The 24,261-nt window shown below is 37.0% G+C and carries 24 protein-coding genes; 18 read left to right on the forward strand and 6 right to left on the reverse strand.

Annotation, left to right across the window (positions count from 1 at the left end):
* Nucleotides 1-32: 32 nt before the first annotated feature.
* The 3 genes from AC3FI7_RS15630 to msrA all read left to right on the forward strand — a co-directional run bounded on the left by AC3FI7_RS15630 (nucleotide 33) and on the right by msrA (nucleotide 3,125).
* On the forward strand, nucleotides 33-1,244 hold the full coding sequence (locus AC3FI7_RS15630; protein ID WP_491460459.1) for a PepSY-associated TM helix domain-containing protein: 1,212 nt from the start codon (nucleotides 33-35) through the stop codon (nucleotides 1,242-1,244).
* Nucleotides 1,245-1,323: 79 nt separating this feature from the next.
* Nucleotides 1,324-2,292: an ROK family protein gene (locus tag AC3FI7_RS15635; RefSeq protein WP_142723685.1), complete on the forward strand. Its 969-nt coding sequence runs from the start codon at nucleotides 1,324-1,326 to the stop codon at nucleotides 2,290-2,292.
* Nucleotides 2,293-2,570: 278 nt separating this feature from the next.
* Entirely contained in the window at nucleotides 2,571-3,125 is a 555-nt protein-coding gene (gene msrA, locus AC3FI7_RS15640; RefSeq protein WP_343660702.1) for a peptide-methionine (S)-S-oxide reductase MsrA, read from the forward strand.
* Nucleotides 3,126-3,320: 195 nt separating this feature from the next.
* Here msrA and AC3FI7_RS15645 read toward each other — a convergent pair whose 3' ends face one another.
* Complete coding sequence (locus AC3FI7_RS15645; RefSeq protein WP_343660700.1) at nucleotides 3,321-5,081, reverse strand: RagB/SusD family nutrient uptake outer membrane protein; 1,761 nt, start codon at nucleotides 5,079-5,081, stop codon at nucleotides 3,321-3,323.
* An 11-nt stretch (nucleotides 5,082-5,092) separates the two neighbouring features.
* On the reverse strand, nucleotides 5,093-8,137 hold the full coding sequence (locus AC3FI7_RS15650) for a SusC/RagA family TonB-linked outer membrane protein (protein WP_491460460.1): 3,045 nt from the start codon (nucleotides 8,135-8,137) through the stop codon (nucleotides 5,093-5,095).
* A gap of 329 nt (nucleotides 8,138-8,466) precedes the next feature.
* Here AC3FI7_RS15650 and AC3FI7_RS15655 point away from each other — a divergent pair, with 329 nt between their 5' ends.
* Entirely contained in the window at nucleotides 8,467-9,543 is a 1,077-nt protein-coding gene (locus tag AC3FI7_RS15655) for a phosphatidylinositol-specific phospholipase C1-like protein (protein ID WP_491460461.1), read from the forward strand.
* Nucleotides 9,544-9,683: 140 nt separating this feature from the next.
* Here AC3FI7_RS15655 and AC3FI7_RS15660 read toward each other — a convergent pair whose 3' ends face one another.
* On the reverse strand, nucleotides 9,684-11,471 hold the full coding sequence (locus tag AC3FI7_RS15660) for a metallophosphoesterase family protein (RefSeq protein ID WP_491460462.1): 1,788 nt from the start codon (nucleotides 11,469-11,471) through the stop codon (nucleotides 9,684-9,686).
* A gap of 78 nt (nucleotides 11,472-11,549) precedes the next feature.
* Complete coding sequence (locus AC3FI7_RS15665; protein ID WP_491460463.1) at nucleotides 11,550-12,341, reverse strand: BRCT domain-containing protein; 792 nt, start codon at nucleotides 12,339-12,341, stop codon at nucleotides 11,550-11,552.
* A gap of 381 nt (nucleotides 12,342-12,722) precedes the next feature.
* Here AC3FI7_RS15665 and AC3FI7_RS15670 point away from each other — a divergent pair, with 381 nt between their 5' ends.
* The 14 genes from AC3FI7_RS15670 to AC3FI7_RS15735 all read left to right on the forward strand — a co-directional run bounded on the left by AC3FI7_RS15670 (nucleotide 12,723) and on the right by AC3FI7_RS15735 (nucleotide 23,093).
* Nucleotides 12,723-12,920 (forward strand): hypothetical protein, encoded by a 198-nt coding sequence (locus AC3FI7_RS15670; protein WP_491460464.1) that lies wholly within the window; start codon nucleotides 12,723-12,725, stop codon nucleotides 12,918-12,920.
* Between the two features lie 96 nt (nucleotides 12,921-13,016).
* Nucleotides 13,017-14,651, forward strand: coding sequence for an ATP-binding protein (locus AC3FI7_RS15675; RefSeq protein ID WP_491460465.1), 1,635 nt, complete (start codon nucleotides 13,017-13,019; stop codon nucleotides 14,649-14,651).
* Between the two features lie 10 nt (nucleotides 14,652-14,661).
* Nucleotides 14,662-15,324 (forward strand): DUF5932 domain-containing protein, encoded by a 663-nt coding sequence (locus AC3FI7_RS15680; protein WP_491460466.1) that lies wholly within the window; start codon nucleotides 14,662-14,664, stop codon nucleotides 15,322-15,324.
* 116 nt (nucleotides 15,325-15,440) lie between these two features.
* Nucleotides 15,441-16,106 carry a response regulator gene (locus AC3FI7_RS15685; RefSeq protein ID WP_491460467.1) on the forward strand — a complete coding sequence of 222 codons (666 nt, stop codon included), beginning with the start codon at nucleotides 15,441-15,443 and terminating at the stop codon, nucleotides 16,104-16,106.
* Nucleotides 16,107-16,237: 131 nt separating this feature from the next.
* Nucleotides 16,238-16,501 carry a hypothetical protein gene (locus AC3FI7_RS15690; RefSeq protein ID WP_142723674.1) on the forward strand — a complete coding sequence of 88 codons (264 nt, stop codon included), beginning with the start codon at nucleotides 16,238-16,240 and terminating at the stop codon, nucleotides 16,499-16,501.
* Entirely contained in the window at nucleotides 16,473-16,754 is a 282-nt protein-coding gene (gene yidD / locus AC3FI7_RS15695) for a membrane protein insertion efficiency factor YidD (protein WP_142723673.1), read from the forward strand. The genes AC3FI7_RS15690 and yidD overlap by 29 nt, the downstream gene beginning before the upstream one ends.
* Nucleotides 16,755-16,762: 8 nt before the next feature.
* Nucleotides 16,763-17,101 (forward strand): YegP family protein, encoded by a 339-nt coding sequence (locus AC3FI7_RS15700; RefSeq protein WP_142723672.1) that lies wholly within the window; start codon nucleotides 16,763-16,765, stop codon nucleotides 17,099-17,101.
* 4 nt (nucleotides 17,102-17,105) lie between these two features.
* Nucleotides 17,106-18,176: a type I restriction endonuclease gene (locus AC3FI7_RS15705; RefSeq protein WP_142723671.1), complete on the forward strand. Its 1,071-nt coding sequence runs from the start codon at nucleotides 17,106-17,108 to the stop codon at nucleotides 18,174-18,176.
* A gap of 12 nt (nucleotides 18,177-18,188) precedes the next feature.
* Nucleotides 18,189-19,460 (forward strand): hypothetical protein, encoded by a 1,272-nt coding sequence (locus tag AC3FI7_RS15710; RefSeq protein WP_491460468.1) that lies wholly within the window; start codon nucleotides 18,189-18,191, stop codon nucleotides 19,458-19,460.
* Between the two features lie 34 nt (nucleotides 19,461-19,494).
* Nucleotides 19,495-20,019, forward strand: coding sequence for an SH3 domain-containing protein (locus AC3FI7_RS15715; protein ID WP_172617025.1), 525 nt, complete (start codon nucleotides 19,495-19,497; stop codon nucleotides 20,017-20,019).
* 8 nt (nucleotides 20,020-20,027) lie between these two features.
* Nucleotides 20,028-20,432, forward strand: coding sequence for a DUF6804 family protein (locus tag AC3FI7_RS15720; protein ID WP_491460469.1), 405 nt, complete (start codon nucleotides 20,028-20,030; stop codon nucleotides 20,430-20,432).
* 5 nt (nucleotides 20,433-20,437) lie between these two features.
* Nucleotides 20,438-20,845, forward strand: a complete 408-nt coding sequence (locus tag AC3FI7_RS15725) for a hypothetical protein (RefSeq protein WP_142723667.1) — start codon at nucleotides 20,438-20,440, stop codon at nucleotides 20,843-20,845.
* 5 nt (nucleotides 20,846-20,850) lie between these two features.
* Complete coding sequence (locus AC3FI7_RS15730; RefSeq protein WP_491460470.1) at nucleotides 20,851-22,191, forward strand: beta-carotene 15,15'-monooxygenase; 1,341 nt, start codon at nucleotides 20,851-20,853, stop codon at nucleotides 22,189-22,191.
* An 8-nt stretch (nucleotides 22,192-22,199) separates the two neighbouring features.
* Nucleotides 22,200-23,093 carry a hypothetical protein gene (locus AC3FI7_RS15735; RefSeq protein ID WP_491460471.1) on the forward strand — a complete coding sequence of 298 codons (894 nt, stop codon included), beginning with the start codon at nucleotides 22,200-22,202 and terminating at the stop codon, nucleotides 23,091-23,093.
* 59 nt (nucleotides 23,094-23,152) lie between these two features.
* Here the strand turns inward: AC3FI7_RS15735 and AC3FI7_RS15740 are convergent, their stop codons facing one another.
* Both AC3FI7_RS15740 and yihA read right to left on the reverse strand, forming a co-directional pair.
* A complete protein-coding gene (locus AC3FI7_RS15740) occupies nucleotides 23,153-23,602 on the reverse strand; it encodes a GNAT family N-acetyltransferase (RefSeq protein WP_491460472.1) in 450 nt (149 codons plus the stop codon).
* Nucleotides 23,595-24,218, reverse strand: a complete 624-nt coding sequence (gene yihA / locus AC3FI7_RS15745; RefSeq protein ID WP_142723663.1) for a ribosome biogenesis GTP-binding protein YihA/YsxC — start codon at nucleotides 24,216-24,218, stop codon at nucleotides 23,595-23,597. The genes AC3FI7_RS15740 and yihA overlap by 8 nt, the downstream gene beginning before the upstream one ends.
* Nucleotides 24,219-24,261 lie beyond the last annotated feature (43 nt).

Here is a 24,261-nt window from a genome sequence, read left to right on the forward strand (position 1 = left end):
AAAACATATCTTTGCTTTACATTCAGAGCAATATGAAGAAAAATCATCATCATAAAAAGAAACCGGGGCTTATCAGGAAATGGTGTGCCAGACTGCATCTTTGGTTCGGGCTGGGAATAGGCTTTCTGATCTTTATTATCTCTATTACCGGGGCTTTATACGTCTTTAAGGATGAAGTGGAAAATATCACCCGAAAAGATGTTATCTACCATCATGAGCAAAACATTGAGCAGAAGCAGGTTCTTCCTATCAGAGTGATGGAAAAGGCTGTCGCAGAGCAGGTCAAGGAAAAATATCCGATCCACTGGGTAAATGTTCCTATTGACAAAAAGATGTCATACATGTTCTTCTGGTATGAACATAATACGGATGCCTGGAATTATTTTGATGAATTTCCTATCTACAAACAGGCTTATGTAAACCCATACACCGGAAAGGTGCTGAGAGTCTATGATGAGAAAAACGGATTTTTCAATATCGTAAAGATGATCCATTGGAGCTATCTTTTGAAACAGGACTGGGGAACTTATGTCGTGGGAATTCCGGTTATCATTTTTATCATTATGCTGATCTCCGGGATTATTTTGTGGTGGCCCAAGAACAAAGCTGCCAGAAAACAGCGTTTTGCCTTCAGATGGAAAAACATTAAAAGCTGGAAACGAAAGAACTATGACCTTCATAATGTATTAGGCTTTTACGCCTCCATCTTTGCTCTGATCTTTTCCATTACAGGACTTTTTTATGCTTTCTTTGTAGTACAGGCGATGATTTATGTGATCTTTTCCGGTGGAGAAACAAAATATCCTGACTTCTCCCACATCAAGACAAAAGCTCCGATTGAGCTGAGAACGGAAGGAACACTGGATAAAATCATCCATACAGTAGAGTCAAAATATCCTGATTCCTATGGTTTTGCTATAGATTTAGGCCACCCACATATGGATGATCACGAACATCCAAACTTTGAGGTATATGTAAAGCATCTTTCTTACTCATATCATAAAAGCAGCAGCCTGATCTTTGATGAAAATTCCGGGGAACTACTTCACACTCATGACCCGAAGGATAAAAACTTCGGAGAAAAGGTTGTGAATGCCAATTATGATATTCATGTAGGAGCTATTTTAGGGCTTCCTACCAAGATCATTGCTTTTATTGTAAGCCTCATCTGTGCTTCTCTTCCGGTTACCGGATTTATGATCTGGTGGGGAAGAAAAAAGAAAAAAACAGTAAAAACGGTTTAAAATTTTAAATAAAATACACTTAGTCATCCATTAATACAATCTTTTTTATAATTTTAGCCCCTAGAATTTAATCATAGAAATGTCATTAATAGATTTATCAAAACAAGTTGCCCTTGGAGTTGACATCGGCGGGACCAATACTAAGTTCGGAATCGTAAACCACCGCGGAGAGGTTCTGGATAAAGGAAATCTGAGAACTGATGCCTACGAAAAAGTTGAAGATTTCATCGACGCTTTATATGAACATGTTCATCCCATGATGGAAAAGTATGGTACCGAAGCACACTTTGACGGAATCGGAGTAGGTGCCCCAAACGCCAACTATTACAAAGGAACCATAGAACTGGCTCCCAATCTTCCCTGGAAAGGAGTAATTCCTTTCGCTGATCTGATGAAGGCCAAGTTCAATCTGCCTTGTACAGTAACCAATGATGCCAATGCAGCCGCCCTTGGAGAAATGCTTTTCGGAGCAGCCAGAGGAATGAAGGATTTTATCATGATTACACTGGGTACAGGAGTAGGCAGCGGAATCATCGCCAACGGAAGCTTAATCTATGGACATGACGGATTTGCCGGAGAGTTAGGACATACGATTGTAAAACCTGGTGGCAGAAAACATTGGAGCACAGGATCTGAAGGAAGCCTGGAAGCCTATGCCTCTGCAACAGGGATCACCATCACCGCAAAGAAAATGAGAGCAGAATTCCCGGAATCTATGCTGAACCAATACCCTGAGGATGCCATCAATTCTAAAACGGTATATGAATGTGCCATCAAAGAAGACCCGATTGCAATTGAGGTTTTCCGATATACAGGTCAGAAGCTGGGAGAAGCTTTAGCCAATTTTGTTATGTTCTCTTCACCTGAAGCTATCCTTCTTTTTGGAGGAGTGATCAAAGCAGGGGATTTTATTTTAAAGCCTGCTAAGCTTCATATGGAAAGGAACCTCCTTCCGATTTTCAGAAATAAAGTAAAGCTGGTATTCAGTGAGCTTGACGAAGCAGATGCTGCTATTCTTGGAGCAAGTGCTTTGGTTTGGGAAAAATAACAGAAAGCTTTTTACATCATACAGAGCATCCTTTTTTAGGGTGCTTTTTATTTTTTAACCAAAGATTACACAGGTTATCACAGATGATTATGCTGTATTTTTCTGGTGTTTATTTGCGAAAATATTCGTGTTATCTGTGTTTAGAAATCATTTGTCATATCTATCATTACAATTTGAGTTTAAGACGTAAAATCGTGTTCAAATGAAAAAGTTTTTCCTATTTTTGATCAGCTTTTCCGGATAAAGGAAGAGAAAATAAAACAATATAATTACCTACAATGGACAACAATAATTTAGAACAGATTACTTTCGGGGGCGGATGTTTCTGGTGTGTAGAAAGCTGTTTCAATATGCTGAAAGGGGTACAATCTGCTATTTCAGGATATTCAGGCGGACATAAAGATCATCCGACTTATCAGGAGGTATGCACAGGTGAAACCGGACATGCAGAAGTGGTACAGATTACTTATGATCCGGCTGTTATTTCTTACGAACAGTTAATGGATGTATTTTTCTTCCTTCATGACCCCACCCAGCTGAACAGACAGGGAAATGATATCGGAACCCAATACCGATCTGTTATTTACTATAAAGATGATGCTGAGAAGGCAAAAGCCGAAGAAGCCATTAAAGTGTCTCAGGAATCCGGAAGATGGGCAGGTACTTATGTCACAGAGCTAACGAAATTCGATAAATTCTGGCCGGCAGAACAATATCATCAGGGATATTATAATGAAAATCCGACACAACCTTATTGCAGTGCTGTAGTAGGGCCTAAAATTCAGAAGTTTAAAAAACATTTCGGAGAATTGGGAATGCTGAATGCAGAGTAAACCTTACAGCTTTATCTTTTGGCTAAAGCCGAAGGATGGCAGAGGTTTCGATTAAACGGACTAAAGTCCGTTCCTATTGAAATTTAATATTGAAACAGAGGCGGGATTAAGACCAAATCCATATAAAAATAACAGAAGCGAAGAGAGAACTCTTCGCTTCTTGTTTGGCGCAAAAATAATTGTTATATGAAAAAACTAATATCCGGGATTCTGGGTAAAATCTTTTGAAGCATCAATGGTTGCCTGAGGAATCGGAAAAATCCTCCTGAAAGGCTGAGAAGCCGGCTTAGCTGTTCCAGGCAAATCAAATTTACCAAATCTGATCATGGCCTTTCTTCTGTACATTTCCCAATACAGCTCATATCCTGATTCTTTAAACAGCGTATTCAGATCCAAAGAAGTAATAGCAACTCCCGGCGCATTGTTCTTTAAAGCATCATTCGTTCTGCTGGTTCTCAGTTTATTGACATCCGCCAAAGCAGCGGATAGATTTCCACTTCTTAAATAAGCTTCTGCCCTCATCATATAAATAGTTCCTAATCTATATAATGGTACATCCATTCCGCTGGTTCCGTTGTTTCCATAACCAGGATCGAATTCAAACTTAAAGTTCCTCACTCCTCTGTTGATCTGAGCCTGTGTAAATACAGATTCAGAAGGGTTATCAAAATTCAGGTCAGGAGTAAAGTCTGCGGCAAGGGTTGTATTTTTTTCAGTAAATAATTTATACACTTTAATTCTTCCGTCTGCTGTCATATCGAAGTTTCCGTCTGCAAGGATTTTAGGCCCGTATTGCTGTCCTACCTGTAACCCTCTGTTGAAATGAAACCATGGTTTTCCCGTTCCCTCCACTTTGCTGGACGAAGGTACACTTATATCTGTTCCATCGTTTCTGAACCAGGTCCCGTCTGCATACTGGTAAGATCTCTGAAAACGCGGATCATCGTGATTACCGTTCCATGAATAATAGAATTCCGGGGTGATACAGGAAGCATTCGTTCCTCTGTTATCCGGTGACGGTTTCTGGATTCTTTCCATGGACATGTATGCCAGATCATTATCTGAAGTTTTGTCAGTATTTTTTTTCTGAACAACTGAAAAGATCATTTCTTTACTCGTATCATTATTGATATCAAAATTGTGGAAATAATTGGATTCCAGACTGAAATTAGGATTATTGATCAGCAAATTGGAATATTCAATTACCTTATCCATATCTGTTCCCGAACCATTGACTGCCTGCTCCAAAAAGTTGAAGGTTCCTGCTGTTTTATTCTTCAAAACAGCCCTGTTCAGATACATATCCGCAAGGAATGCATACGCAGCCTGTTTGGTAAATCTTCCGGCATGGGTATTCTGGGTCTTAATATCTGCCAGATTGGGAATAAGTCCTTCTACTTCAGTAATCAAAGCATCAATAGTGGTTTCTGCTTTTCTGATCTGAATAGGAGCATTGATATTACCCGGATCTCTGTACGGAGCCTGCCCGAAAAGATCTATTGTTGTATAAGTGTAATAGGCCAATAAACCTTTTGCTTCTGCTAAAAATAAGGCTCTGTTGGTACTGTTGCTTTTTTCGATACTCGAAATGGCCGTCAGAGACTTTGTAATTCCGAAATTCAGCGAGTTCCAGGTTGTTTTCACAACATCATTGCCTGCATCCCATGTGAATTCGTGCATGGCTCTCCATTTTCCGCCATCTCCCCAGTCACTTCCTCTTGTAGGTAATAATGCTTCATCAGTAGAATATTCCTGTAAAGCGAAGACATTTCCATGGTCAACAAAAGTACCGTCTCCAAGCTGCCCATATGCTGCAGCAAGCGCCGCTTCAGGATCTGCTGTTTCAGAACCTAAAACCTCATCGATTACTTTTTCATCCAGATTGGTACATCCCATTAAAGACAGTACAGCAAAGGATAACACAATTTTATTAATATATAAAAATTTAGATTTCATGATTTTTTCAATTAAAATTTAACAGTAGCTCCCAGAATGAAAGTCTTGGCAGAAGGATAAGTGGTATAATCAATTCCCAGCGACTGGTTTCCGCTTACCTGCTTGTTGGTATCCACCAGCGGGTCATATCCTGAATAGCTTGTAATGGTCAACAGGTTTTGTGCGCTGACATACAGATTGATGCTTCTCAGAAATTTCAGCTGGCTGGTATCGAAAGTATATCCTAATCTTACATTATTCAACCTGATAAAATCTGACTTTTCAAGATAAAGTGATGACAGCTGAGGCTGGTTGGTAAAGCTTGCTCCGGAATCATAGAAGTTTTTCAGCACGTTTCTGTCTGAGGCTAAATTGTTGATATTTAAATCCAGTGCAGTATTATTCACAAGGTAACCTCCGGTTTGTCCGATGAAAGAAAATGCAAAATCAAATTTTTTGTATCTCATATAAGAATTGATTCCGAATGTAAAATTCGGGATGGCCCCCTCAAAGATTTTCCTGTCATTCTGATCAATTCTTCCGTCACCATTTATGTCTTCATAGATGTATTTTCCGTTGGCATCCACTCCCAGATAATTCAGCATATAAAAAGATCCTGCTTCGTAGCCGTTCTTATAGATATTGGCCGTAACTCCGGAAAGCCCGGGTCCCGAAACTTCTCCTGAGTAGATGGCAGAAACCGGAAGGTCTTTCACCACATTATTGACTGTAGCTCCATTGACATCAACATTCCATGTGAAATTTCCAGTCTTGATAATTTCTGAACCTAAAGAGAATTCAAATCCTTTATTGACAATTTTTGCATCAACGTTTTTCCAGACTGTACTTGTAGGACTCAAAGGCCTGGAAGGAATATTCAGGATCGGATCCTTCGTTGTTTTATTATAATATTCCAATGATCCGTACAATTTGTTTCTCCACAAGCTGAAATCCGCACCAACATTGGTTTGTTCCACCACTTCCCACTTCAAATCCGGATTAGGGGTCCTGTTGATCACGACTCCATTGATGAGGTTGAGGTTATCATACAGATAATAGCCTCCTGCTGGTGACAGGGAAGAACTCGCCTGGGTGATCTTGTTCGGAACTTCCTGGTTACCGGTTTGTCCCCAGCTTCCTCTTAATTTCAATTCATTAATAATTTGAGAATCTTTCAGAAAATTTTCATTGGAAATGGTCCAGCCTACTGCAACAGATGGGAAATATCCGTATTTGTTGTTCTGCCCGAAACGGGTAGAACCGTCAGCCCTTAATGAAGCTGTTAATAAATATTTTTTATCATAGTTGTAATTTACTCTTCCAAAATAAGACTGCAGCTCATTCTCCTGAGCATATCCCGCGGCCGGAACAAAGGCTTCTCCAGAATATCCCGGATTGATTTCCGGTGAAATACCGGCTCCCTGGTTGGCAATATTTTTCAACCCGAAATAGGTTCCTGTCGTTTTGAATTTCTGATAAGAGAAACCGCCTAACAAGCTGAAATTGTGTTTATTTAAACTCAGGTCATAGGTTAAATAATGCTCCAGCAATACATTATAAGAATCAAGGTTGGCCTGAACATACATTCCTTTCGGGGTTCTGTCTGTGATATTCGGATACATGGTTGTATTCCTCTCGGACATTGTTTTATCAATTCCTAAGTTGAATTTATAATTCAGTCCCGGTAAGATTCTTAATGTCGCCTCAGTATTTCCAAGGACTCTGAAAGTATTGGTTTTATCATTATAAACACTCAACAGGTACAGTGGATTGTAATGAGCGTTCATATTAAAGTTCGTATAGTTCCCGTTTTGATCATATACGGAACGTGTAGGATTTGCCATCAGAGCATGGATGATCACCTGGCCGTCAGAACCTGCATTGCCTCCATTCGGAATTCCTGTTTCTTTGATGTCACTTGCCGTAAGGTTGAGCTTGATTTTTAATCTCTTATTATCAAAAAATGACTCTTCAGCATTCAGGCGGGCTGTTGTTCTTTTGAAACCGCTGTTCAGCACAATACCGTCCTGATCCATATGGGATATGGAAGCAAAATAGTTTCCTGTTTCCGTAGATTTTGAAAACGATACCGAGTGATTGGATGAAACGGCATTTCTGAAAATCTCATCCTGCCAGTCTGTGTTTCCTCCGTGATCATATAATTTGTTGATCCCTGCTGATCTGTATTCATCAGCAGTCATCAGATCCAGTTTTTTAATGACTGAAGAAAAGCCCAAATAGGTATCATAGGTAAACAAAGGTTCTCCTTTTCTTCCTCTTTTGGTTGTTACCAAAACAACGCCGTTGGATCCTCTGGCTCCATAAATAGCTGCCGCAGAAGCATCTTTCAATACAGTAATCGATTCAATATCACTGGTATTTAAAAAGTTTAACGGGTTTTTAGCCTGGGCATTTCCCAAACCGATATTCGGTGCGGTAGCACTTACGGCATCGTTACTCAAAGGAACTCCGTCTACAACAAATAAGGGAGTACTCCCGCTTCGGATGGAACCAATTCCCCTGATAGAAACATTCACTCCCGCTCCCGGTTCCCCACTGGACTGAACAATACGGACCCCTGCGATTTTTCCCTGCATCAGGTTATCAACAGAAATATTCATTCCCTCTTTAAAGTTCTCTGCCTTCAGCTGGCTTACTGCTCCTGTCAAATCAGACTTTTTCTGAGAACCATATCCTACCAGAGTCACCTCTTCAATAGAAGTAGATTGTTTTTTAGGCTCTAACTGTACAGATACCGAAGTGCCGGATATTTTGATCATTTGTTCTCCATATCCGTCGTAAGAAATGGATAAAGTCTGCCCGATACCGGCTGAGATGGTAAAGTTTCCTGATGCATCGGTAACAGCGGTATCCCCGGTTTCTACAACAGTAACTTTCGCCCCTTCTACTGCAGCGCCATTCTGGTCTTTTACATTTCCGGAAATCGTTTCTTTTATCTGTGAAAACACAGGATACTTTGAAGTAAATCCTTTTGCATCGGCCTGATGAGACACCAGGAAAATTAATGCAACCGGAATTAGTCTTTTAAATTTAAAAAAATTAATTTTGTGGTACATATCAATAAGTAAAGTAATTGCAAGACGTTACATTGCTTATCAAAAAGCCGCTGTTGTTCCCGCAACAGTGGTTTTATTTTCAGGCAACGGTTAGTTTTTATTTCGGCATACAAAGTAAAAGGATCTACCACAATTTCATTTTAACATAATATTATCTTAAAGTCAACAAAATATAAATATCCCGGAGTGGGAAAATAGAAAACAATTAGCTATCAAACATTTATACGGTTATATTTTTCACGACTTTACGGAATTTTAAAAATTACTTAACATAATATATAGATCATTACCTGTAAAGAGTGATTAATTTCGTATTCAAAATGTATCCAATGAAAAAGGCTGTCCTTCTTGGCATCTGTTTATCTTCAATCAATCTGTTGTGGTCACAGTCTCAGCTTCCTGATGAATTAAAAATCAATGAAATTCAGGTCATTGGTTCACATAATTCTTATAAAAAAGCGATTCTGCCGGAAGTGTATCATTATTTATCTCAAAAAGATACTCTTAATGTACTTCCGAAAATTCAGTATGAACACATTCCTATCCTCAAGCAGCTGGATCTCGGGCTCAGGAACCTGGAAATTGATGTATACGCAGACCGTAAAGGAGGAAAATATGCCCACCCTAAAATTCTGGATCTGGTCCAAACAAAAGAGCCTTTCGATCCTGAAAATAAAATGAAAAAGCCCGGTTATAAGATGATCCATATTACAGATATTGATTACCAGACCTGGTACTTTACATTAGAAGACTGTCTGAAGGACCTGAAAAAATGGTCAGACAGCCATCCGGATCACGATCCTGTTTTTATAACCCTAGAGCCCAAAGACGGAAACGCCAATCAATTCGGAACAGAACCGGAACATTATACTTCTCAACTTTTTGACGACCTGGATCTTGAACTGAAAAAATACCTCGGAAAAGAAAAAATCATCACCCCGGATGATATCCGTGGCCCTTATCAAACACTGAACGAAGCAGTTATCAACACAAACTGGCCGAAAGTAAAAGACGCAAAGGGAAAATTCCTTTTTGTACTGGATAATAACGGGAAAAACAGGGATTTATATATTAAAGGTCACCCCTCTTTGAAAGGAAGAATGATTTTTACCAATTCTGCTCCGGGAACTCCCGAATCTGCTGTTCTTTTTATGAATGAACCGAAAAAAGATGATGCGATGATCAAAGATCTGGTCAAAAAAGGTTATATCATCCGTACCAGAGCTGATGCTGATACCATGGAAGCAAGAAGTGAAGACTACTCAAGGTTTGAAAAAGCAAAAGCAAGCGGAGCACAAATTATTACAACAGACTACTATTACCCGAGCAAGCTATTTAAATCCGGTTATAGAGTAAGCTTTGATCATAATACGTATGAAAGAATAAACCCCATAACAGGAAAATAATCCTGTTTCTGTCAGATTTATAATTGAGGAGGCTGTCTGAATGGGCAGCCTTTCTATTTTAAACACAAATAGCGCTAATGCTTTTCACAAATATTCACCAATCTGTAAGTATGAATTGAATGCTCTTAAAGCATTGTAAATTACAGCTTCCTTATTTCTTTTCTTTTTAAATCTATTTCAAAATGGTCTGCCGGATCTCCGTGGGAAAGTAATGAAAGGATTTTGAAAACAGATTTTAACTGCTGAATAAATGGATCTTTCGAGTTGTTATCTCTGTACAGGGTTTCCAATACATGATACTGCTTCAGCCTTTCTTCAGGAATATCCTTTTTTGCCAGCTCATCTGCAGACTGAAATTGATATACATCCAACAACAGATCATCAAAAGACCAATTTTTAAAATTCTCAGATTTGATTCCTTTAGCTTTTAGCCCTTCTTTATTCTGAATAAGCAGAAGCAGATCTTCCCCATTCAACTCCTTTGCTTTTTTAATAAAATCTTCCGGCCAGTCATCGGGAATCATTCGTAAGCGAACCAGCTCTTTTAAATGAAAAAGCATGAAGTCATGATACGATTTTGTCTTTAATATATCTTTATTCCAAAGTATTTTACCCGTATTTCTTTGTAAAGCATCATATTCTTTTTCATATAATGGAAACAATTCATCGAAACGGGGAACTTCGTCTAAAATCTCGGTCTGAATTTCCATCTTATCGGGAGACTGTATGGTCAGAACCTTATATGCCGGCACGTAAGCCGCCAGTGACGGTACCTGAATATTTACCAGAAAAGTATCTTCCGTTTTTCTGATTCCTGTATCATTAATATGCATATGACCCGCAAAATGAATCTGCAATCCTGCCTCAGCAAATACTTTTGACACTTCCTCCTCCGGAACACGTTCCAGCTGCCACTTTTTTTCGCCCAATAAACTTTTAATTTCATGGGTTGCCCCATCATTAAAATCAATCATCGGATAATGGGTGAATGCAATCAGGGTTTTATTATTTTTCTTTGCTTCATCGGCAAGTTTCTTTACCCACTGTATTAAATGCTGCTTACTGGTCAGTACATTGTTATACCCGATGGCCGCTCCTTTATAATTTGATGGATTTGCAGGGTTTTCGCTGAGATTTTTCGGTATATAGGTATTGCCGTCAATAGCAATCATCCATACATCTTTCACAGGCTCAACAACATAACTCAGATCCGGAACAGAAAATCCCCTGGCAACTTCATACATTCTTTTCGAATAGTCTGCAGCCTGCATCCCTTTTTCGTAAGAGTAATTCTCAGATGAACTGCCATCAAAGGGAGTACTCCAGAACAGGTCTTCTTTCTGAGGATAAAAACCAAAGTCTTTCAATTCATTTAAAATTTCAAGATATCCTGATTCAGCAATATCTTTTGTAATTACTTTCTCCGTTGATTTCCCTACATCTTTCCGGCTGTAAATTCCCAGTGGGTTTCCATCAGTTCCCAGAAAATCGTCTTTCCCTCCGTCATTTCGAAACGGTCCAACGGGATCATGGTTTCCTGTGGTTAAATAAAAACGGATTCCGTATCTCCCGTGATATTCTTCTAAAATTTTATGAAGTCCACGCAGATTATAAGCCTGCCCGTCATCTGAGAAATCACCGGGCATCGCTACAATTTTAATTCCTTTTACAGCAATATCATCCAGCGCTTTAAGAAAGGCAAAGTAATTCTCATTGAAGATTCTTGTGGAATGCAACTGAGAATCCATGGTTCTCAGAATGGTAGATTTTCCCGTTTTCGGATTGATAGTTCCCTTAAAATCATGGTCCGAAAAACTCCCGTACAGATCCTGGAAATGGACATCCGAAAGAAAAGCAATCTGCACGGGTTTCTGTGCCTGAAAAAGGGTAAATATCAATAATACAATAGTGAATATTCCTTTGTTCATCTTTAAAAAATAAGACGAAATTACAGGAAATTGGTAAGGAAATGTTTTAATTGAATTTTAAATAATTGTGAAGGAAGATTATTCTCCCTTACCATAAGTTAGGATCATATGATCAGTTGCTAGTTTTAATTCTTTGTTATTGTCTGGATTAACTCCATCCATTGTAAAAAAATTAACCTCATTATTATATTTTGAGCACCATACCTTTCCTAAAGAATTCGCAAGGGTCAATGTATCTGGCCTTTTGACCTTTTTAAAATGAATAAATAAGTTTTTATCCATTGCAATACTTTTATAGGCCGGCCCAATATAATTTTCATCAGTTGCAATATACCTCTCTCCGTTCCAATACATATATTTTTTATCTGAATCCAACTTCCCTCCAAATATTCCCTGCACCACATTTTCAAAACTAGAGTTATTTTTTTTGCTATTAGAGAAAGCAACACTACCTGTTAGTAGAAGAAATATAAAAGCGAACTCTGCCATTCCAAAACCATTTTTAACTACAGAAGGCCAAGTTAGAATCGGCTTATTAGTAATATTAATAACTATTTTCGATACAGTATGATTGATTGTATATTCTATTGTCTTCCACTCAAGACAAAAGCTCATAAAATTATCGTATTCAACATACCTACAAAGATCATCCAATATTGCTCTTTTTATGTTATAATCCTCTTCTCTTTCGACTATTGACTTATAATATGTCTCAAAAGATTTATAGGTTAATGCAATACCAAAATCATCCTTAAGGGACCTTTCAATGTGTTTTGCAATCCCTGTAAATGTGTTTTCAACAGCTTCTTCTTTTCCTTTTTCATAGACTTCTTCCAATAGCTTTTTTTTCTGTGGTAAAAATTTAGACATAATGATAGAAATTAGAGTAGAAAATTAGAGAAAAAAAAACAAAAAAAATTGCGGAAAACCGTAATAGTCAATTAAGTAAACTTTCCAAAAACTTTCCAAAAACTTTCTCTCATCCTCCCTCCTCTCCGTTGCATCTTTGCATCAGAGATCAGTGGGATAACAAAAAAATAACATTAAAAAATCTAAAAACTGATTTCAAAAATCACCAGATAAAACGGAGGAAAACTCCGGATTGGGAAGCAGATGTTTCTCCTCCGTTTTTGAAGGTTCACTTCCCTAAAAAATTAAGAAGCGCTTCGAAATTTTAATTGTGTACAGCCTGAGATAAATACATCTCAGGAGGAAGAAAAACAGTCAAAAAACTTCTAAAATTTTACGGAAATGATCGAGATTATATTGATGCTAATCGGTTTAGCATTCTCAAACAATAATGCCAATACTACAACTGCAAATGATAATAACCCAACTACTGTAACAACTCAATCTCAGGGAGATTCAACAGGATTGGGAGGAGGTACAGGAGACACGGGAGGTAGTGATACAGGAGGAGAGACTACTCAAACTCCACCAAAAAAATAGTTATTTTGGAAAAAGATTAAATCCATTAATTAATTAACTCAATAAGAACAGGCATGATGTCTGTTCTTTTTTTTAAATTTATGCTAAACTTTTTCCATGAAAAAAATTTTAACTATTCTTTTATTGTTATTGTTATTCTCCTGCCAGAAAGATAAAACGATAATAAAACCCAATCATTTCTATGACAAAGCATATGAAATGAACAATAATGGAAAAACAGATAGTGCATATGTATACTATGATAAAGCCGAGGATGTCTTTAGACTTCATAAAGACAGCATAGGAATGGGAAAATGCATTGTCAATAAAGCAATTATTTTAACTGAAAAAGGAGATTATTATGCAGGCCAGGAACTATCACTTAAAGCACAGCAATATTTTAACAAAAATGATAAAGGTCAATATGCTTATATCTGCTCAAACTACAATAATCTAGCGATAGCAAGCAATAATGCAAAAGACTTTCCTAACGCTATAAAATATTATGATTTAGCTATAAAATATGCTGATTCTGAAGAAAATAAACTTACTTATCAAAAGAATAAGGCCAATACTTATAAATATGAAAAGAAATACCCTGAGGCCATTAAAATTTATGAAAGCATTCTTCCTCATATAAAAAACACTAATAAAAAATTATATGCAAGACTACTTTCAAACCTTGAAAATGTAAAATCTCTAAACAATCCGCATTATAACCCAGAACAGAAATTATTGCAAGCTATTGAAATTGAAAAAGAAATTGATGATAAATGGGCTCAAAATGCTGGATACGCTCATCTCGCGGATTACTATATGACTAATGACAGAAAAAAGGCTTTAATATATGCTGAAAATATGTACCAAATAGCAAAGGAAATTAAAAGTCCAGCTGACCGCTTAGAGGCTTTACAAAAACTTGTTTTGTTAGATTCTGAAAAAAATACAGAAAATTTTCAAACATATTTGTCCTTGAACGATAGTATTCAAAGAGAAAAAGATAAAAGTGACAGCAAATTTGCCTTCATCAGATTTGATGTAGAGAAAATTAAACGAGAAAATGTAGAAAAGGATAATAATATTTTAAAACTTTTAATTGGGGTAGTTACATTAATTGTTGCGCTCATATTTATTATAATTGGTTACAGAAGAAGACAATTAAAATTAAAACAAGAAAAAGAAATCGAGGTAAAAAACACACAGCTCAAAATGTCAAAGAAAGTTCATGATGTGGTTGCCAATGGGATTTACCAGGTGATGACAAAGATTGAAAATCAGGAAGATTTTGACCGGGATAAAGCACTTGACGAATTGGAGTTTGTATATGAAAAATCAAGGGATATTTCCTATGATAAAATTGGAGAAGAAAAAGAGTTCAGCAAAGTCGTCTCAGAGCTTATTGCTTCTTTTAATAATGATACGGTAAAAACCTTTACCGCTGGAAACAGTCCTGCGATCTGGGAGTCCGTTTCTCCTACAGTAAAAGAGGAAGTTTACCAAATGGTCCGTGAGCTGATGGTAAATATGAAAAAGCACAGCCAGGCCAGTCATGTTGCGGTTAAATTTGAAAAAATAAACAATGTCGTTGAAATTCAGTACAAAGACAATGGAATAGGAATTCCGGGGGATCTTGTTTATAAAAACGGCTTGCGTAATGCGGCATCCCGTATTGAAGCAATCAACGGAACCCTTACTTTTGAAACGAAAATTGAAAAGGGGCTGAAGGTAAATCTTTCATTCCCTGTTTCCTAAACATCTAGTCATGTTCAATAAAGTTTTAATCGTTGAAGATCAGGAAATCATGAACCAGGGAATCCTGAACACGATAAAAGAGTTAAACATCCCTGATTTTGATTATGTAACCTATTGTGATGAGGCGTTAAGCAGAATCAGAACAGCTTTAGAAAGAAAAAATCCGTATGATCTGCTTATCGCTGATCTGTCGTTTGTCCAGGACCATATTCCTCAGAAGCTTCATTCCGGACAGGAACTTATTCGTGAGGCAAAAAAAGTTCAGCCAGCTTTAAAAGTAGTGGTGTTTTCTGTTGAAAAGAAAGCAAAAACAATTGACGATCTTTACAAAATCTATCAGATTGACGGATTTGTAAGCAAAGCAAGACGTGACGGACAAGGTCTGAAAAGCACAATACGGAAAATCTTTAACGGAGAAACCGTAATTCCCCAGGAAATTCTGAATACCATGCGTCATATTTCTTCTGAGTTTGATGCATATGATATCAAATTGCTTGAGCTGCTAGCCAAGGGCTACAAACAAAGTGAAATAAGCACTTATCTGAAACAGCACAGAATGATCCCGTATGGCATCCGGTCTGTTGAAAAGAGGCTGAATGAACTCAGGGACAGTCTTGGTGCAAAAAATAATATTGAGATGATCGTCATCTGCAAAGATATTGGTCTCATCTGATCAGCTCTGCTGAAATATCATTTTTTTCATCCCTTTTACGTGAACCCGTAATGACGAAAAATTAAATGAATATACTTTTGAGGTCTTAACCAATTTTTTAATTAAACCGTATAACCATGTTCAAAAAAATTTTAATTGCCGAAGATCATGAAAGCATCAATATTTCTGTTCAGAAAACCCTTGAGGAGCTGAATATTCCCACAGTAGATTATGTGTATTACTGTGATGATGCTATAGGAAAAATTCAGAAAGCGTTACGGGAAGAATATCCTTATGATCTGTTGATTACAGATCTTTATTATGAAGATGATCATCATGAGCAAAACCTTAAAGACGGAAAAGAACTCATCAGAAAAGCAAAAGAGATACAGCCCAATTTGAAAGTCATTGTATTTTCAGCAGAACATAAAACGGGCGTAATAGAAAATCTTTTTTCTGATTATCAAATCAACGGATATGTCCGTAAAGCCAGAAACGATTCAAAAGATTTGAAAAAGGCGATTGCATCCGCATACATCGGCGAAAATTATTTATCTTTTGATCTGAAGCAGGATATGAAAAAATTCAACAGCTACGAGTTTTCTACATTCGACATTACCCTGGTCTCTCTTCTTTCTAAGGGAATCTTACAGAAAAACATTCCTGCCCACCTCGAAGAAAGAAATATTAAACCCTCCAGCCTGAGCAGTGTTGAGAAAAGATTAAACAGTCTGAAGGAAGACCTTGAAATCAACAGCAATGAGCAGCTGGTAGCCCTCTGCAAGGACATTGGAATAATATAAAAAACAATTCATTTTACATACAGCCTTTCAAATTTTTGAAAGGTTTTTTTATTTTTTGCCCGTTTTACGGTTTTCCGTAACAGACCAAAATTTAATGCTCATATTTTTGGAGTATAAAATAATAATCAACTATGGAATACAAAGTAATACCGTTTGTTGCAACTGCCAATCAACAAAATATGAGTTCAAAAAATATTGCAGAACAACTAGATAATTTAATAAAAGTTCATACCAATGATGGCTGGGAATATATAAGACTGGAAAGTGTCTCTACTTATATCCAGCCAGTCGAAGGATGTTTTGGAAATACAGTCAAACCTGGTTATATGACTTCTTATCAGATGATAGTTTTCAGTAAAAAAGAAAATGAAAAACCTATTAGTTCTTCTTATTAAAATTTATTGGCTGGTTCCCCCATCAAAAAGAAGAAAATGTATTTTCAAAACCAGCTGCTCCAGACACGTCTATGAAAAAACAATACACGAAGGATTTATTTCAGGATTAAAAGCTTTTAAATATCGTTTTCAAAACTGCAGATCCGGAGCTTATATCATAGAGAATCCTTGCGGAGAAATTCAAATCATTTTACCGAATCAACAAATTCTTAATGAAACAGAGATTTCAGAGAGATTTATTAAAAATAAATAAAATTAATCATGGGAAAATTCGTAATCACACAGAGAATCAACAAAGAGTATCAGTTCAATCTTAAAGCCGGAAACGGTGAAATCATTCTGACCAGTGAAGGATATATCCAGAAAGCATCCTGTCAGAAAGGCATCGAATCTGTAAAAGTCAATTCTCAGGATCTTTCAAGGTACGACAGAAGACTTGCAAAAAATGGAAAAGACTATTTCGTGTTAAAAGCAAGAAACGGTGAAATTATCGGAAACAGCCAGATGTACAGTTCAAAGTCCGGAATGGAGAATGGTATTGCCTCTGTAAAATCAAATGCTCTGACAGCAGAAATCATTGATGAAACTTTAAAAAAATAAAACTATGGATCTTAAAATTAAATTGGAGCAGCTGCATCAGAAAGTAACGGGCCTTAAGGAACAGATCGGTACGGAAGAAGCCACAAAAAATGCCTTTGTGATGCCTTTCATACAAATCCTGGGCTATGATATTTTCAATCCTACGGAAGTGGTTCCCGAGCATGTCTGTGATATCGGAACTAAAAAAGGAGAAAAAGTAGATTATGTGATCAAAAATAATGATGAACCTATCTTCATTATCGAATGCAAGCACTGGAAGGAAAGTGCAGATGCCCATAATTCACAGCTTCACAGGTATTATCATGTTTCGAAAACGAGGTTCGGTGTGTTGACCAATGGTATCGTTTATAACTTTTATACAGATCTGGAAAAACCCAATATTATGGATGAAAAACCGTTTTTCACCATCAATATTGAAGACCTGAAAGACAGTTCTATCAAAATCCTGGAAAGTTTCACCAAGAAAGACTATAACCTTGAAAGCATTCTTGATTCTGCAGAAGCATTAAAGTATATCAAAGCCATCAGAAAAGAATTCGAAAAAGAAATTGAAAACCCATCTGATGAATTGGTAAAACTTCTGGTGAACCGTTTCTTTGAAAAGCCTTTAACAGCCAACAGAATGATTTCTTTCAAAGAATATGCTAAAAAGGCATTGACGACTTCTATTAATGAATCGATCAGTTTCCGGTTAAAGTCTGCACTGAGCATCAATGAACAGATAGAAAAAAAGGAAGACGATGTGAAAACATCACAGCCTATTGATCAAAATAATGATTCTAAAATCGTTACCACAGAAGAAGAGCTGGAAGGTTTTCAGATTGTCAAAGCGATTTTGAGAGAGAAAATTCCTTCTTCAAGAATTGCCTACCGGGATACTTTATCCTACTTCGGAATCCTGTTGGATGACAACAACAGAAAACCGCTTTGCCGACTGCATTTTAATACAACGAATAAATATCTGGAAACTTTCCACAACGGAAAGGAAGCTGGTGAAAAGGTTTTATTAAATACTCTTGACGAAATCTATAACTACAGGAACCAGCTTCATCAGACACTGGAAAACTATGCCTAAAAATTACTCACCATGAAAACTTTTTTTATCATTCTGAAAGTTGTGCGATGGATGCTGGGTGCTGTATTCCTTTTTACTTCGTTGGGTTTATTAATAGAACAAAGTTTTGGCGCTTCAATTATACTGTTAATTTTAACGGCTTTTCTGGTTCCGATCACTGGGGATTATATCGTAAGAAAAACAATGAAGATCAATCTTTCGGGAACCCATAAAGTCTTGCGGTCTATCAATTACTCTGAACTTCATACTATTTTACCCACCTATCAGCAAAATGTATTGAACCACAAAAAAATAATAAGTGATAAGCAAAAAATAAAATTCGGAAGAAAAATTTACTACAATACTTTATGCACTGCAATTTCAGATTTCACTCTCACCCAGAGCAAAATAGCTAAACTAAATGAGATTAAGGTATATTTCAACTTATCTGATCAGCAAATATTCTTTGAAAAAAACAGGATTTCGGAAAAAACGGTTAAAAACCTGGTGCAGAAATGTTATGCAGACCATGTACTGACTGATTTAGAAGAACAGCAAATTACAAACATGGCTAACTTTCTTCAATTCCCGTTAAATAAAGCAGGAGAGATCAAAAATAAAATCGCTTTTTCATTATTCAACAGAATACTTGAAGAAAAGATATCAGATAACCGCCTTTCTCCAATAAAAGAAACAGAGCTGAAACAGGCGACAAGAAATCTGAAAATTGACCATCAGAGTATTACAGCCTTTCTTTCTCACCGAAAAATTAAAAGCTTGCGGCATGCCAAGTTACTATGGAATCTTGATCACGGTATTTTTCCGGTTGTTTACAATCCTTCCATAGCCTTAAGCAGAGATGAACAATGTTATTTGAATGTTCATGCAACCCTCATTGAAAACAAACTGGTTCATGCAGGATATTCACGCACAAGTACCGGTGTTTCTTTCAGGGTTATGAAAGGAGTCAATGCAAGAATTGGCGGCGGAAGGTACCGCCCCGTAAAAGAAAATGTAAGGGAAACCCATCCTGGAACACTGTATCTTACCAGCTCAAGAATTGTTTTCAATGCCGGAGGTAAGAGTTTCCAAATCCCTTTCTGCAAATTGATTTCACACAACACAAGAGGAGGAAGTCTTGAACTGATAGTCCAAAACAAAAGCTATTCACTGCGTATCAGCTATAAAGAAGCTGAAACATTTATGCTTGCCTTATCAAGTGCTCTCCGACAGTACAGAAATGCCAATGATCAAATAAAAATACAGGCTATGAGAGAAATCTCTATGAATGAAAACTTCATCTGAAGTCCAAAATCAATTCACTATTAATATTCAAAACATGAAAAAACTGATTCCATTCATCATACTTACCTTCAGCATATTTCTCTTCAATTCCTGCTTTAAAGCCAATGATAATATAGGACATGGCGGAAGGTGTACAGGCTCCGCCTACTGTACGGCCTGTTCAAATTGCTCAGGCTGTGGACACTGCAGCAGTGGAGGAACCTGTGGGGTCTGCCGCGGTGGATCTTCCGGAAGAAAATCATCTTCAGACGACCATGCTAAAAGCAGGTCTAAAAAACACAAATCACCAGATTCTTACCGGTCTTCGAAAACCCACTCCGGAAAACCTCCCAAAGTTTTTATCGATGAGGTAACGGTTAATGTTAACACCAACAACAGATACATTGCAGGCATTGCAGCGATAAATATGTATGAGAGACCTACCCCTACATCAAAAGTAATAACAACACTACCTAAGGGCACCCAGCTGATAAAGCTTTCAAAGGAAGGATCATGGTATAAGGTACAGATTAAATCAAACGGTAAAAAAGGATATGTTTCCATTAAAGACGTAAAATAATCAAAATCATGAAACCATTTCTCACTTTCTGTGCGCTATGCTGTTTCGCGGGTATTTTCAAACTTCCTATAGAATATTATACTTTCCTCAGAATTCTTGTTTCCCTTGGAGCTTTACTGGTTTTATACCATACGCTGAGTTCCGGGCAGCACTATTCCAGTATAATTTTTCTGATTATCCTCATTCTTTTCAATCCCGTTTTCCCTATTTATCTGTACCGGAAAAGCATTTGGATCCCGATAGATACGATAACGGGTGCTTTATTCTTACTCATTAACTTCATAGAAAGAAAAGAGCATACAAAAAAAGAAGAAGAAACTGCCGAAGAAACATCAGAGCCTTCACCTCCTATACACCAAAGAACTGTTTCCAGAGACAGAATTATTAATCCTAAAACAACAAAACAAGAATAACCATCATGGAAAACAATCAAATAACAGAAAACCTCAAAGCCCATTTTTTAAGGCTGTATCAAATGGCAATCTGTGATGATGATTTCAGTGCATTAGAGCTGAAAATGCTTTACAAATGTGCAGAAGAAAGAGGTATCTCATCAAAAAACTTGGACGAGATCCTTTTAAACCCGATCAATCTAAAATCATTGGTTCCGCAAACGATTGAAGAAAAAGTGGATTATCTCTATGATCTCACTGTCATGATCTGGGCTGACGGTATCGTTTCTCCGGACGAATATTCTGCCATGCAAAAATATGTTCTGATGTTTGGCTTCCTGGAAGAAAACGCAACAGCAATTGTAGATTATCTGATAGAAGCCGTAAAAATCGGAAAAAACAAAAACGAAATTTTATATGAATTAAAAAATTAACGATCATGGATACCACCAGCATAAAAAATTTATTTAAACTAAAATCCGTTCCGATAGAACCCAAACAGGAACCGGTCTTCAAAAACGAAACAGATCCGGACAACGAATCCTCTGAAGAAACCCGAAAAAGAACCTACCACGAATCAGGCTACAGGGATAGCTCACGAACCAACGGAAACCACTCTACCCTGTCGATTTGCCTGGATGCCGTTTATTCGAAATTTCAGAATGAAGAAAAAGAAATGGTAGAGAAACAGCAAAAACTTAAAGAATCCTACGTCAATGAACAGAAAAACAGGGAAACTGAAATTAAGGCACTCACAGTATCACAGGAGACGAAAGAGGAACAGCTGAAAAATAAAAACACAGAAATTGAAAACCATCAGCACAGCATTGAAATTTTAAAGGCAGAGGTTCTTGATCTTCCAAGAAATCCCGAAAAATACAACGTAAAAGCAACAAAAGGAGCTTCTGCAAAATTCTGGATCGGCCTGATCATTCTTATTCCCATTACTTTATATTTAACCACTTTTTATATTTCCACTTCTTATTCAGCTTTCTTTAAAAGCTTTGATGCAAAAAGTACTATTATCCAAAGTGTTCTGGATGCGCAGGCTTTCAGCAAAGCATGGGATGAAGGAGTTATTGAAGGGGCATTTGTAACCCTGATTCCGTTTGTCTTTCTTGGATTAGGCTATCTGATTCATATGTTTTGGGAGAATAAAACAGGAGCGAATTACATCAAGCTCGGATTATTATTTATAGTAACCTTTGTCTTTGACTCTATTTTAGCTTATGAAATTGAATCAAAACTCTATGAGCTGAACAAAACTTTTGATTCACCGCCATTTGATCTTACAATTGCTTTTACCAAGATTCAGTTTTGGGGAATTATTTTCGCAGGGTTTATCGTGTATATTATCTGGGGAGTGGTTTTCGATTTCGTCATGAAAGAGCACAGAGAAAAAGATAAGATCAGAAATGAACAGGAAATCAGACAGAAAAGGATTGAATTCTTTCAGGATAAAATAAACGTTCTGAAAAAGGAAATTGAGGAAATTCTTGCCGGGATCGGAAATATAAAAGAAACCATTATCAAAACACGGGGCAGAATCGAGGAGCTTCAGAATATTATTGACGGAGTCATCATTCCTACCAAAGATTACAAATTATATGCTTCGGAATATGTTCAGGGCTGGATCACCTTTATAGGTGAAAAAATAGCCGTATCAAGGACAGAAAAACAAACAATGATTGATGACTGTATTGCTACCTACAATACCAGCCTGGAAGCTGTGGGGGCTAATTCTGACAATCAAAATTTAGTGTATTTATCATCTTTATAATTACTATCATGAAAAAAATCTTCTATTTATTAATGATTATTTCTTTAGCTTCCTGTTGTAAAAAGACTCCGCCTCCTCCTTGTACAAATTGCCCGCCTAAAGCCGACTCAAACAATATCAATGTCAGCATTTTAATTGATCTTTCAGACAGGATTGATCCGACAGTCCATCCCAATCCCACAATGGAATATTACCAACGGGATATGGAATATATCAAAGCCATTGAAAAAGGATTTTTAAACCATATTAAATCAAAAAGAATCATCACCTATGATGATCAGATGCAGGTTTTCTTCAATCCGGAACCTTCAGATCCAAAGATGAACGAACTCACAAAAGAACTGAAAGTTTCCTTCAATAAAGATACTCCAAAAAGCTATTTTAATTCTGTGGATAAAAAATATTCAGAATTACCATCAAGCATTTATCAGTCTGCCATTAAGGACGGGAAATATATTGGATCCGATATCTGGGAGTTTTTCAAAAATAAGGTAAAGGATTATTGCATAAAAGACGATCGCAGAAATATTCTGTTCATTCTGACAGACGGCTATATGTATCATGAAAACACAAGGTTTGATGAAAAAAAAGAAAATTCATATAAAACATCCTATTTAACAACCAAACTTATAAAAGCTAACAACTTAACAACCTCTGGTTTTAAAGAAACCATTGAAAAAAATGGCTATGGATTTGTTAAAGCTAATGAGGATCTCAAAAATTTAGAAGTAATTGTTCTCGGCATTAATCCTGAAAAAGGAAATCCTTTCGAAGAAGCTGTTATTAAAGAATACTGGAAAAAGTGGTTCAAGGAAATGAAAATTAAAAATTACCAGATCAAATCCGCAGATCTTCCCTCCAATCTGGAACCGGTCATTCTAAAAGCGATTACAGGAAAATAAAAAACACATCAATATATTTCACAATCAAAAAAGCGAAGAATATATTTCCTCGCTTTTATCTATTTTCTTATCATTTCCGTATGGGGAATATCATCTTCCAGATACTTCTTCCCTGTATCTTCAAAACCGAATCCGCTGTAAAATCTCAACAGATAATCCTGTGCTGATATTCTGATTTCAGAAGTATGAAAACGGTTTTCTATGGTTTCTACCGCATATTGTATCAGCTGTTTTCCCAGATTTTTTCCCCTTGCCTGTTCAGTGGTCAGTACTCTGCCAATAGAAGTTTCATCATACTTTATTCCTTTATCAAATACACGGCAGTAAGCTAAAACCTGACCATCCTCTTCCGCCCAGATGTGGACTGCTTTCTGGTCATCATTATCCAGATCAGGATAAGGACAGTTCTGTTCAATGATGAAAACATCTACACGGGCTTTCAGTACAGCGTACAATTCCGGAACCGTGAACTCATCAAATGTTTTGATCTTCCAGACAATATTACTCATCGAAACTTATATTATTAAGTGTTAAAAAGTCATTGGTCTTTTCAATAAAATCAAGAATTTTATCTCCTCCCTCTTTCTTTTCTGCGGATGTAATATACAACTCAGGAAGGTCTTCCCATGTTTTATGCAGCTCAGCTTTATAGTCTTCAACATTTTTAATAACGGCATTAGGTTTTAGCTTATCTGCCTTAGTAAAGACAATAGAAAATGGGATCCCACTTTCACCACACCATTGGATAAATTCCATATCAATTTTCTGAGGGGTATGCCTCACATCCACAAGGACAAAAAGATTTACCAGATTTCTTCTGTTCAGGATATAGTTGGTGATCAGCTTCTCAAAATCCTTTCGCTGAACTTTTGAAACCTTTGCATACCCATACCCCGGCAAATCGGTTAGATACCAGCTTTCATTCACTAAAAAATGATTGATCAGCTGGGTCTTTCCGGGGGTTTGTGATGTTTTGGCAAGATCTTTATGGTTCATCATTGCATTGATCAGTGATGACTTTCCTACGTTTGATCTCCCGATAAAAGCATATTCAGGAATATTGGGTTCAGGACATTCCTGCCATTTTCCGCTACTCTTTACAAACTCTGCTGTCTTGATAATCATTTTGAATGTATTTTAGAAAAACAAACCATTAAGAAAAGCTCTT

It is taken from the genome of Chryseobacterium sp. TQ-BC-N36 (genome assembly GCF_058382295.1).

Excerpts from the sequence above, each read along its gene's own strand:
- AC3FI7_RS15700 (WP_142723672.1), top strand. The coding sequence starts at position 16,763 with ATGGGAAAATTCGTAATCACACAGAGAATCAACAAAGAGTATCAGTTC.
- AC3FI7_RS15720 (WP_491460469.1), top strand. The coding sequence starts at position 20,028 with ATGAAACCATTTCTCACTTTCTGTGCGCTATGCTGTTTCGCGGGTATT.
- msrA (WP_343660702.1), top strand. The coding sequence starts at position 2,571 with ATGGACAACAATAATTTAGAACAGATTACTTTCGGGGGCGGATGTTTC.
- AC3FI7_RS15630 (WP_491460459.1), top strand. The coding sequence starts at position 33 with ATGAAGAAAAATCATCATCATAAAAAGAAACCGGGGCTTATCAGGAAA.
- AC3FI7_RS15690 (WP_142723674.1), top strand. The coding sequence starts at position 16,238 with ATGGAATACAAAGTAATACCGTTTGTTGCAACTGCCAATCAACAAAAT.
- AC3FI7_RS15670 (WP_491460464.1), top strand. The coding sequence starts at position 12,723 with ATGATCGAGATTATATTGATGCTAATCGGTTTAGCATTCTCAAACAAT.
- AC3FI7_RS15655 (WP_491460461.1), top strand. The coding sequence starts at position 8,467 with ATGAAAAAGGCTGTCCTTCTTGGCATCTGTTTATCTTCAATCAATCTG.
- AC3FI7_RS15650 (WP_491460460.1), bottom strand. The coding sequence starts at position 8,137 with ATGTACCACAAAATTAATTTTTTTAAATTTAAAAGACTAATTCCGGTT.
- AC3FI7_RS15660 (WP_491460462.1), bottom strand. The coding sequence starts at position 11,471 with ATGAACAAAGGAATATTCACTATTGTATTATTGATATTTACCCTTTTT.
- AC3FI7_RS15735 (WP_491460471.1), top strand. The coding sequence starts at position 22,200 with ATGAAAAAAATCTTCTATTTATTAATGATTATTTCTTTAGCTTCCTGT.
- AC3FI7_RS15705 (WP_142723671.1), top strand. The coding sequence starts at position 17,106 with ATGGATCTTAAAATTAAATTGGAGCAGCTGCATCAGAAAGTAACGGGC.
- AC3FI7_RS15715 (WP_172617025.1), top strand. The coding sequence starts at position 19,495 with ATGAAAAAACTGATTCCATTCATCATACTTACCTTCAGCATATTTCTC.
- yihA (WP_142723663.1), bottom strand. The coding sequence starts at position 24,218 with ATGATTATCAAGACAGCAGAGTTTGTAAAGAGTAGCGGAAAATGGCAG.
- AC3FI7_RS15740 (WP_491460472.1), bottom strand. The coding sequence starts at position 23,602 with ATGAGTAATATTGTCTGGAAGATCAAAACATTTGATGAGTTCACGGTT.
- AC3FI7_RS15665 (WP_491460463.1), bottom strand. The coding sequence starts at position 12,341 with ATGTCTAAATTTTTACCACAGAAAAAAAAGCTATTGGAAGAAGTCTAT.
- AC3FI7_RS15635 (WP_142723685.1), top strand. The coding sequence starts at position 1,324 with ATGTCATTAATAGATTTATCAAAACAAGTTGCCCTTGGAGTTGACATC.
- AC3FI7_RS15685 (WP_491460467.1), top strand. The coding sequence starts at position 15,441 with ATGTTCAAAAAAATTTTAATTGCCGAAGATCATGAAAGCATCAATATT.
- yidD (WP_142723673.1), top strand. The coding sequence starts at position 16,473 with ATGAAAAACCTATTAGTTCTTCTTATTAAAATTTATTGGCTGGTTCCC.
- AC3FI7_RS15675 (WP_491460465.1), top strand. The coding sequence starts at position 13,017 with ATGAAAAAAATTTTAACTATTCTTTTATTGTTATTGTTATTCTCCTGC.
- AC3FI7_RS15645 (WP_343660700.1), bottom strand. The coding sequence starts at position 5,081 with ATGAAATCTAAATTTTTATATATTAATAAAATTGTGTTATCCTTTGCT.
- AC3FI7_RS15725 (WP_142723667.1), top strand. The coding sequence starts at position 20,438 with ATGGAAAACAATCAAATAACAGAAAACCTCAAAGCCCATTTTTTAAGG.
- AC3FI7_RS15680 (WP_491460466.1), top strand. The coding sequence starts at position 14,662 with ATGTTCAATAAAGTTTTAATCGTTGAAGATCAGGAAATCATGAACCAG.
- AC3FI7_RS15710 (WP_491460468.1), top strand. The coding sequence starts at position 18,189 with ATGAAAACTTTTTTTATCATTCTGAAAGTTGTGCGATGGATGCTGGGT.
- AC3FI7_RS15730 (WP_491460470.1), top strand. The coding sequence starts at position 20,851 with ATGGATACCACCAGCATAAAAAATTTATTTAAACTAAAATCCGTTCCG.